The 9,775-nt window shown below is 38.7% G+C and carries 7 protein-coding genes and 1 pseudogene; 7 read left to right on the forward strand and 1 reads right to left on the reverse strand.

The annotated features are described in order from the left end of the window. Window positions 1-2,170 precede the first annotated feature (2,170 nt). The 7 genes and pseudogenes from AFK68_RS23895 to AFK68_RS23930 all read left to right on the forward strand — a co-directional run. A partial coding sequence (locus tag AFK68_RS23895; RefSeq protein ID WP_305778153.1) for a calcium-binding protein occupies window positions 2,171-2,764 on the forward strand: 594 nt, incomplete at its 3' end. Window position 2,765: 1 nt separating this feature from the next. After that, a pseudogene (locus AFK68_RS46285) lies at window positions 2,766-3,410 on the forward strand (calcium-binding protein); the annotation flags it as partial. 63 nt (window positions 3,411-3,473) lie between these two features. Continuing rightward, on the forward strand, window positions 3,474-3,737 hold the full coding sequence (locus AFK68_RS35455) for a helix-turn-helix domain-containing protein (protein WP_168186623.1): 264 nt from the start codon (window positions 3,474-3,476) through the stop codon (window positions 3,735-3,737). Between the two features lie 1,358 nt (window positions 3,738-5,095). Continuing rightward, window positions 5,096-5,569, forward strand: coding sequence for a Nif11-like leader peptide family natural product precursor (locus AFK68_RS23915; RefSeq protein WP_094675665.1), 474 nt, complete (start codon window positions 5,096-5,098; stop codon window positions 5,567-5,569). 176 nt (window positions 5,570-5,745) lie between these two features. Then, window positions 5,746-7,014, forward strand: a complete 1,269-nt coding sequence (locus AFK68_RS23920) for a nif11-class peptide radical SAM maturase 3 (RefSeq protein WP_094675667.1) — start codon at window positions 5,746-5,748, stop codon at window positions 7,012-7,014. 26 nt (window positions 7,015-7,040) lie between these two features. Continuing rightward, window positions 7,041-7,223 carry a hypothetical protein gene (locus AFK68_RS23925; protein ID WP_094675669.1) on the forward strand — a complete coding sequence of 61 codons (183 nt, stop codon included), beginning with the start codon at window positions 7,041-7,043 and terminating at the stop codon, window positions 7,221-7,223. Between the two features lie 129 nt (window positions 7,224-7,352). Then, window positions 7,353-8,021: a glutathione S-transferase family protein gene (locus tag AFK68_RS23930; protein WP_094675671.1), complete on the forward strand. Its 669-nt coding sequence runs from the start codon at window positions 7,353-7,355 to the stop codon at window positions 8,019-8,021. An 811-nt stretch (window positions 8,022-8,832) separates the two neighbouring features. On the opposite strand, the gene AFK68_RS23935 is transcribed toward AFK68_RS23930, so the two are convergent. Beyond that, window positions 8,833-9,775 (reverse strand): amino acid--tRNA ligase-related protein (locus AFK68_RS23935; protein WP_305778154.1); only part of this gene is annotated, 943 nt, incomplete at its 5' end.

The raw sequence follows: 9,775 nt of genomic DNA on the forward strand, positions 1-9,775 counted from the left end.
AAATCAATTGCTGCTGTTGGCTAATTCCCATTTGATTGATCCCTGATTAGGGTTCTCAATGGCTTTGTCAAGTTTTCCCCTGCTTAATTAAATCCATCAGGAGCTGAAAACTTGGCAACAAAGCCGAAAATGAATGTGCTCAGAGTCGCTGAAAGCTGGAAAAAGTTTTCAGCGCTCAAATTAATTCTGATGTATAGCCAAAGGCAGAAGATTGATTATTGCTCTTGGGTGGTTTGAGCCTTTCAATATGTCCTAACCTTTGTGGCTACCCCTATCAAGAAAAGTTGCTCTTAGTTAACAATTTTGAGCCACACCAGAGCAGATATTAATTCGTATTTCCCTAGGTAATACCCTGATTGATCACAATCAGAGCGATCGCTAAATACGGAAGTCTTGTCCGAGCTGAGTTTTCGAGGTAGAAATGCCTAGTCCCGAAAACAACAGTGTGTTAATCTGTCACGACTCAAAATTCTCATTGATTATAGCTTTGTCAAAATTATCAATCAATCACATTTTGAGACGAGAAAAATAATTATTTTTCTCACAAAAATTCAAGTCAATAAAATCATTAAATCGGCGATATTATTGTCATAATAAAACCTGAAAAATGACTAATTATATCTAATTATATGAATTCAGTTAATGCAAAAAATTAAGCCTTGATTGAGTTAAAGGGAAATAAATAATTGCTCAACTGAAAACTCGTCATGGAGTCATCAAATAAGAATCGTGACAAAAGTTTTTTATGGTAATTAATGGTTAATATGCGTCATATTTTAACCTTTTTTCCATACTCAAAACTTACGGCTTCTTTACTTTTAAATTTGTGTTTTATCCTGTTAATACTATCATAGTTGCTTAATTCTTCAAGAGAATTAAGCAGCTTTTCATGGCAAAAAACTAGATAAAAATTAGTCTATTTTTTTTCAATACATCTGCCAAATTGGCAACCAATCCCGAATTATTTTGCTTATATTAAAAATGTCAAACAAAACCAAACTGTTTGAGAAAAAAAATAAGGCAACACACAATGATTATTTCTGAATTAAACTACTTAGAAACTGCCAACGAAGAAGTATTTGGTGGCGGTGGTGTTCAATTCAACAGCACTTTCAAAAAGAATGTATATGTCACAGAATACTTTGACACTGTAGTCAAAAACGACATATATTCCAAAGTTGACGTCACTGACAACGCGGCTGAAGCTCAAGCGATAGCTGATGCTTATGGCAAAAATACTAAGANAATTAAACTACTTAGAAACTGCCAACGAAGAAGTACTTGGTGGCGGTGGGATTAAATTCGACAGCTACTTCAAAAAGAATGTATATGTCACAGAATACTTTAACACTGTAGTCAAAAACGACATATATTCCAAAGTTGACGTTACTGGCAACGCAGCTGAAGCTCAAGCGATAGCTGATGCTTATGGCAAAAATACTAAGACCATCACCGACACTGGTGCTCAAGCTACCGACTGGTCTTCTGAGTCCTTCAGCAAATCAATTGCTGCTGTTGGCTAATTCCCATTTGATTGATCCCTGATTAGGGTTCTCAATGGCTTTGTCAAGTTTTCCCCTGCTTAATTAAATCCATCAGGAGCTGAAAACTTGGCAACAAAGNTGGCTTTGTCAAGTTTTCCCCTGCTTAATTAAATCCATCAGGAGCTGAAAACTTGGCAACAAAGCCGAAAATGAATGTGCTCAGAGTCGCTGAAAGCTGGAAAAAGTTTTCAGCGCTCAAATTAATTCTGATGTATAGCCAAAGGCAGAAGATTGATTATTGCTCTTGGGTGGTTTGAGCCTTTCAATATGTCCTAACCTTTGTGGCTACCGCTATCAAGAAAAAACGTAATATTATCAGGGTTTCAAGTTTTTTGGCTCGGCACTGAAACTATTATTATTTTGTTTTTTAATTAGGGAGCATCCCACTTTTTGGCAGGTCATTGCCAACGTAACGTTCATCGAAGATGTTCCCGAAGGTAGTGGAGTGAAGCAATCGCAAAATCTCTCACCAAGAAGAAAATAATGGGATGGCTTCGTCGTTTTTCCACCCTGCGGGAAGCAAGCTACGCAATGACAGTTATTCTTTATGTTGAAAAATAAAAACAGGGATGCACCCCTTAAGTAGAATCTAAGAAATATAATTTTAGGAGATAAATATAAATATCATGGCTACAATAGAAGGAACTGATGGAAACGACTTCTTGCTCATCCCTAGAGGTAATTCAGAAGATAATTTAGTTCTCGCTTATGGAGGAGACGATAATATCATCGCTCGTAGCGGAAACGATACCTTAGTTGGTTTTGCCGGCACTGACTTCATCAAAGGGGACGCCGGGGATGACGAGATATATGGAGATGGGGACGGAGTTTCCAATGGTAACGACCAACTCTTGGGCAATGCTGGCAATGACACCATCTACGGGGGTGATGGTGATGACCAAATCATAGGAGATGGTGCTCGTGACAATGGTAATGACGAACTCTTCGGTGAGGGCGGTAATGATTTTATCACCGGGGGCAATGGCTCGGATACACTGGATGGCGGGGAAGGCAATGACACCCAAATCGGGGGGAGAGGCGATGACATTCTTGATGGGGGCGAAGGCGACGACCAGCTATTAGATAACGAGGGTGATGACCTACACTTCGGGAGGGGTGGCAATGACACCCTTTTTGGGAGCGATGGCAATGACATCCTGCTCGGTGGCAGTGGCAATGACGATATTGAGGGTGGTGCAGACAATGACCAACTCTTCGGTNGATGACCTACACTTCGGGAGGGGTGGCAATGACACCCTTTTTGGGAGCGATGGCAATGACATCCTGCTCGGTGGCAGTGGCAATGACGATATTGAGGGTGGTGCAGACAATGACCAACTCTTCGGTGAAGGAGACAATGACAATATCCGAGGAGGCAGCGGTGACGATCGTATTTGGGGTGGCAGCAACAATAGTTCTCCTAGCGGTGATGACAACCTTGATGGTGAAACAGGCAATGACTTTCTCTTCGGTGAAGATGGCAATGACAATCTTGTTGGGGGTGCAGGTTTTGACACTGTCGACGGGGGTGAAGGCAATGACATTCTCATGGGAGGTACTGGCGGTGTAGGAGTTGTTGAAGTTGATATTTTAGTCGGCGGTGATGGTGAAGATACCTTTGTGCTTGGGGACGAGAGTAGTGTTTTCTATAGCGGTAATGCTGATAGTGACATTGCAGTCATTCAGGATTTTCAGCTAAATGTAGATATCATCCGACTCAATGCAGATGATCTAGGGGGTTATGGTTTTGGCAATGATGCTGGTAACAATGGCTTGCTTTTGTTTAATGACGATATAATTGCGACTTTCGTAGGGGTTGATATTGGCTCTATTTTAGACGCTCCCTCTTTTGAATTCGTTTCCTAAGGGCTAGTAACTGTTGGCTATAATTTGGTATAATCTATGTGCTTATCTCCAATTATCTGTTTTATGCTACTTGGATTCAAAACTGAACTGCACCCAAATAATCAACAAAAAACCTTACTAGATAAACACGCAGGTGTAGCACGTCATGCTTGGAACTGGGGATTATGGTTAACCCGAAATATATTAAATCATAACCAGGGTACAAAAGACAGCAAAATCAAATTTCCGAGTGCAATTGACCTACATAAACTTTTAGTAGCAATGGTTAAACCGAAAAACTGCTGGTACTACGAGGTTTCGCTCAACAGCACCGTATGGATGCTTTGAGGTATTTATCTTTATCTTGGAAACGTTGCTTTAGCAAAGTGTCTGGTCAACCTAAATTCAAGAAAAAAGGTAGGGATGATAGTTTCACTCTAGATGGATCAATATTGGTAAGCTTTAATCGCATAAAATTACCGATAATTGGGTCTCACNTAAACCGAAAAACTGCTGGTACTACGAGGTTTCGCTCAACAGCACCGTATGGATGCTTTGAGGTATTTATCTTTATCTTGGAAACGTTGCTTTAGCAAAGTGTCTGGTCAACCTAAATTCAAGAAAAAAGGTAGGGATGATAGTTTCACTCTAGATGGATCAATATTGGTAAGCTTTAATCGCATAAAATTACCGATAATTGGGTCTCACGGTTCACTTAAATCAAATGTCTCTAGCCAAATAAATGCTTTCAAGTATAATCTAGGTAAGTAGTTGAGAGATTAGAGAAGCCATTACAGCGCTTTTCAGATTGATGAACCACATCGTCATCACCAAAACCCTGTAGGGGCGATTTCCGTTCCGGAATGCTCCTAATTACGCGAATCGCCCCTACTTGCTGGCCATTCNAATCTAGGTAAGTAGTTGAGAGATTAGAGAAGCCATTACAGCGCTTTTCAGATTGATGAACCACATCGTCATCACCAAAACCCTGTAGGGGCGATTTCCGTTCCGGAATGCTCCTAATTACGCGAATCGCCCCTACTTGCTGGCCATTCGCCCCTACTGTGGTCTACTGAAATGAAAACTGCTGTAATTGAGAGAAACCCAATCGGAAAGAGCCGATGACTTGCCAGTAATCATCCATGTAAAAATTGGGTTACTGTTGTGGCTAATATGGTGGACAATTAGACAGGACTTACGCATGAGGTACGAAAAACTAAGATTTGAGATTGCTTCCCTATCGGTCGCAATGACGAAAATACTTTGTACTGTGTAAGTCCTATTAGATTAACAGGACTTACGCATAACTACCACATCTAGTAGGGGTGATTTCCGTTCCGGAATGCTCCTAATTACGCGAATCACCCCTACAGATAGCGTATAATTCTACATTTTGCGTACGTCCTGATTAAAAAAAAACTTTATACAGGTGGTCTATTTTTTTATGGCAAATACATCTGCCAAATTGGCAACCACTCCCGAATTATTTTGCTTATATTAAAAATATCAAACAAAACAAAGTGCGACTCGTTGAAAGCTGGAAAAAGTTGTCAGCAATCAAATTCCATCTCTGATGTATAGCCAAAGGGAGAAGGTTGATTATTGATATTCCGTTAAAGTCGGAAATTATTTGTGACATCTTTAAAGTGAATTGGTATTACTTACATATAACTAATAAATAATCTCAAGAAATTTAGGAGTTGATTATGTCCTTAGAAAATGTTCAAGCTTTCTATGAAAGAATAGCTGATGATCAAGAGTTTTTAGCTCAACTGCAAGCTACTCAAACTCAAGAAGAAGGAAAAAAAATCCTGGAAGAAGCTGGTTATGAGTTCAGCACTGAGGAGTTAGAAGAATATACATCCCAGATGTTAGAATCAACTGATGGTGAAAATAATGTGTTCGAGGAAATGAACGAAGAACAACTGGCAGCAGTTGTGGGTGGGTTATCAACAATTTCTTTTGTGGGTGGGTTATCAAGAATTTCTTTTAACCTCTCAGATTTAGATTTAGATTTTTTACGTGGGATAACTGTACAGCCAGCGTATGGCGTTGCCTGGCGGCCTCCCACTGCAGAGCCAACAGTGTTTTCTAGTATTACTTTTGGAACTAATGTGGAAACCAAGAAGGGAATTACGGGATTTGATACATTCATTAATAATAACAGTTTTCAGATTTAGATTTAGGTGGGCTAACTGGACAGGCAGCGTATGGCGTTGTCTGGTGGCCTCCCACTGTAGAGCCAATAGTGTTTACTCATCTTGTTTTTGGAACTCCTGTAATCAATAATGGGGAAACCAAGAAGGAAATTACGGTAGTTAATACATTCATTAAGTTAATTTAACGATATTAAAAAATGACTTATCGCATCAGTTACGCTGTTTGGGAAATCACATTAAAGTGTAATCTGGCTTGCCAACATTGTGGTTCTCGTGCCGGACATACCAGAACAAAAGAGCTTTCTACTGAAGAAGCTCTAGATATGGTGAAGCAATTAGCAGAAGTGGGAATTACGGAAGTAACTCTAATTGGTGGAGAAGCTTTTTTGCGCCCAGACTGGTTAGAAATTGCTAAAGCTATTACAGATGCAGGAATGATGTGTGGCATGACAACTGGGGGATTTGGCATTACCCTTGATACTGCCCGTCGGATGAAGGAAGCCGGTATTAGGGTAGTTTCGGTTTCCGTGGATGGTTTAGAGGCAACTCACGATCGCCTCCGAGGTAAAAAGGGTTCCTGGCAATGGGCTTTTAAAACAATAGCTAATCTAAGAGAGGCAGGTATTGCCGTCGGTTGTAATACTCAAATTAATCGCCTTTCTGCTCCAGAGTTTCCCCAAATTTATGAGCGTATTCGTGATGCGGGTGTCTTCGCTTGGCAAATTCAGTTAACTGTACCGATGGGGAATGCAGCAGATAACAGTGAGATTTTGATGCAGCCATACGAATTATTAGATTTATATCCTATGATCGCCCGTGTTGCTAAACGAGCGTACAAAGAAGGAGTGCAGGTTCAACCAGGAAATAATATTGGTTATTACGGTCCCTACGAAAGATTATTGCGGGGGCGGGGAAAAGATAATCCCTGGGCATTTTGGCAGGGATGTAATGCCGGGTTATCGACTTTAGGTATTGAAGCTGATGGTGCAATCAAAGGTTGTCCGTCATTGCCAACTTCTGCCTATACTGGCGGTAATATCCGAGATTATTCACTGCGGACAATTATTGAAGAAACAGAAGAGTTGCGGTTTAATTTGGGAGCAGATACTCCACAGGGAACAGATCATTTATGGGGTTTCTGCAAAGGTTGTGAATTTGCTCAACTTTGTCGTGGTGGTTGCAGTTGGACAGCTCATGTTTTCTTTGACAAACGAGGTAATAATCCTTACTGCCATCATCGGGCGTTAACTCAGGCCAAACAAGGAATTCGGGAAAGGGTTGAACTTAAGTATAAAGCAAGTGGAAATCCTTTTGATAATGGGGAGTTTGCTCTAATTGAAGAACCTATTAATACTCCTTGGCCAGAAAATGATTCTCTACATTTTACCAGCGATCGTATTCAATGGCCTGAAGGTTGGCAAGAAGAAAATGAGTCAACTCCTGAGTTAGTTGCTGTTAGTAAATAATCAGAAATTCATTAAATATAATAATTATGTCTAGTATTAATTCTTCAGAAAAGATTTCTGCCAATCAAAAACTTGATACTAAAGATGTAACTGAAATAGACGCTTCCAAGCCACTATTGCCTCGTTCTGCTTGGAATAGTCAGGTAGCTTTTTTGAGAGTTATGTTTAGAGCGAAGAAAGCTTTGGATAAAATAAATTATTCAGAATAGTTATTAACTATAGCAATCCTAAATAGATGGTAACATTTTACCGTAGGGGTATGTTAGAGTTAACCTAGCTTTACTAGCTAAATTTTTGGCATCATTTATCCTTGATAATCAGGAATAGTATTCAAGAAAATGAATCCAACAATAGAACTTTTTTCCTTTCAAGGTAGTCTTTTTGGTTGGCGAGTACAGCTGGCCTTAGCAATTCATAATATTGATTATATCTCTCATTATTTAGACCCATCAACAGGGGAACATAAGCAACCTAATTATCTAGCTTTAAATCCTCGTGGTAAAGTGCCACTACTAAAACATGGAGAATTTTTTGTCCGTGAATCTATAGCAATTTTAGTATATTTAGATTCTCTATCTCCTGAGTGGCAACTTTTTGGCAATACTAGCCAAGAACAAGCAATAATTTGGCAACAGGTGTGTGAAATTGAAAATATAATTGTGCCTCTTTTACTTCAACTTATCCCTCCAATTTTCTTTGGAGGTTTAGCAGGGAAAGAGGAGCAAGTTATTGAAAATTTCCAAAAGTTAAAAGGAGAATTTACTATACTCAATGATAATGTTTTAGCTGATAAAAATTGGTTAGCAGGGGATAAATTATCGGCGGCAGATATTGCCATTTATCCTATTTTTAAATTTGTGGAAAAATTAGCAGCTCAGGAAGAAGTAAGTAAATTAAACATAGACATATTACCTATAGAGCAAAAATATCCAAAATTAGGAAATTTGCTACAAAAGATTGATGAAATGCCTAATGTTGATAGTCTATATCCTCCTGATTGGCGTTAAGCTTAGAAAGTAAGCAAGAAATATTTGTAAATATAGCTAGATCGGGAATTACGCAAGGGAAACTAGAAACCCGGTTTCTCGTAGACGTATTTTATTAAAAACAATAATTTATCCTAGAAACCGGGTTTCTTTGCCTAAGTCTTACTTATATAGCACTACGTTATACCAATTTCATAAAATATTGCTACAGTCACGACACAGGGAACAGGGAACACTTAACTGGGAACAGGGGAAGAAAAACATGATAAAACAGTGGAAAAAAGGTTTGATTTCTAGAATTCATGGAGTTTCTATTTTTTTATTGTATGAATAAATCACAAAATCAGATGTAACTGCCTTGTTTGAAAATGGTATTAGTTAGTTAGGACATTTATAAATGCTCTCTCCGAGCGTCAGGAATTACTTTTGAATTGTAAATTCTGGCATTGGTGAAATAAGGTATGAAATTCGTATCGGAGTAAGATTGATAGTAAGGAAAAAAGCTGTTTTAACTACTGACTACTGACTACTGACTCCTGACTACTAACTACTAACTCCTGACTCCTAAAAATCATACAATCATTCACCAACGCCTAAATTCTAAATTGCGCGTAGCGCTATAATACTTAATCCTTTAAAGTCGAACGCATAGTCGGGAACATAATCACATCNATTCGTATCGGAGTAAGATTGATAGTAAGGAAAAAAGCTGTTTTAACTACTGACTACTGACTACTGACTCCTGACTACTAACTACTAACTCCTGACTCCTAAAAATCATACAATCATTCACCAACGCCTAAATTCTAAATTGCGCGTAGCGCTATAATACTTAATCCTTTAAAGTCGAACGCATAGTCGGGAACATAATCACATCTCGAATGCTTTGAGTATTAGTCAGCAACATCACCACGCGGTCAACACCAATACCCATCCCACCACAGTTAGGCATCCCCAATGACAATGCCTGAATAAAGTCTTCATCCATTGGGTGTGCTTCATCATCCCCTGCTTCTCTTTGGGCGATCTGTTCCTCGAAACGTTTGCGCTGGTCTTGCGGATCGTTTAACTCGGAGAAACCATTAGAATATTCGGTGCCGTGAATAAATAACTCAAATCTTTCTACAAAACCTGGTTTACTATGATGTCTTTTTGCTAACGGACTCACTTCAACAGGAAAATCAATTATAAAGGTAGGTTGAATTAAAGTTGACTCTACTTTTTGGTCAAAAACTGCATATAAAAGATAACCTAAACTTTGTGTTTCTAATTTAGATAATTTGAGGTTTAATTTTTCTGCTGCTTGAATAGCTTCTGCTAATTCTAAGTTGTCAAAATCTAATCCTGTTTCATCCTTAACTGCCTCTACCATTGTTTTAACTTGCCAATGTTTGCCAGTGAAATTAGGATATTTTTGACTATGGTCATATTTGCGTTCCAAACTAATAGTTTGACCTTGATATTCTATCTCTTTTAAATCCCCTAAAACATTAGTGATGCTATAACAAATAACATCTTCTACTAAGCCCAAAATTTCAAAATAATCTGCATAAGCTTGATAAACTTCTAGGGAAGTAAACTCAGGATTATGGGTACTATCAATTCCTTCATTTCTAAATACTCGCCCTAATTCAAATACCCGTTCAAAACCTCCACAAATTGCTCTCTTCAGAAATAATTCTGTAGCAATTCGCAAATATAAATCTACATCTAAAGCATTATGATGAGTGATAAAAGGTCGAGCAGCAGCACCACCATAAATTGCTTGTAAAGTT

It is taken from the genome of Hydrocoleum sp. CS-953, from assembly GCF_002260545.1.
In the GTDB taxonomy this organism is placed as follows: domain Bacteria; phylum Cyanobacteriota; class Cyanobacteriia; order Cyanobacteriales; family Microcoleaceae; genus Trichodesmium.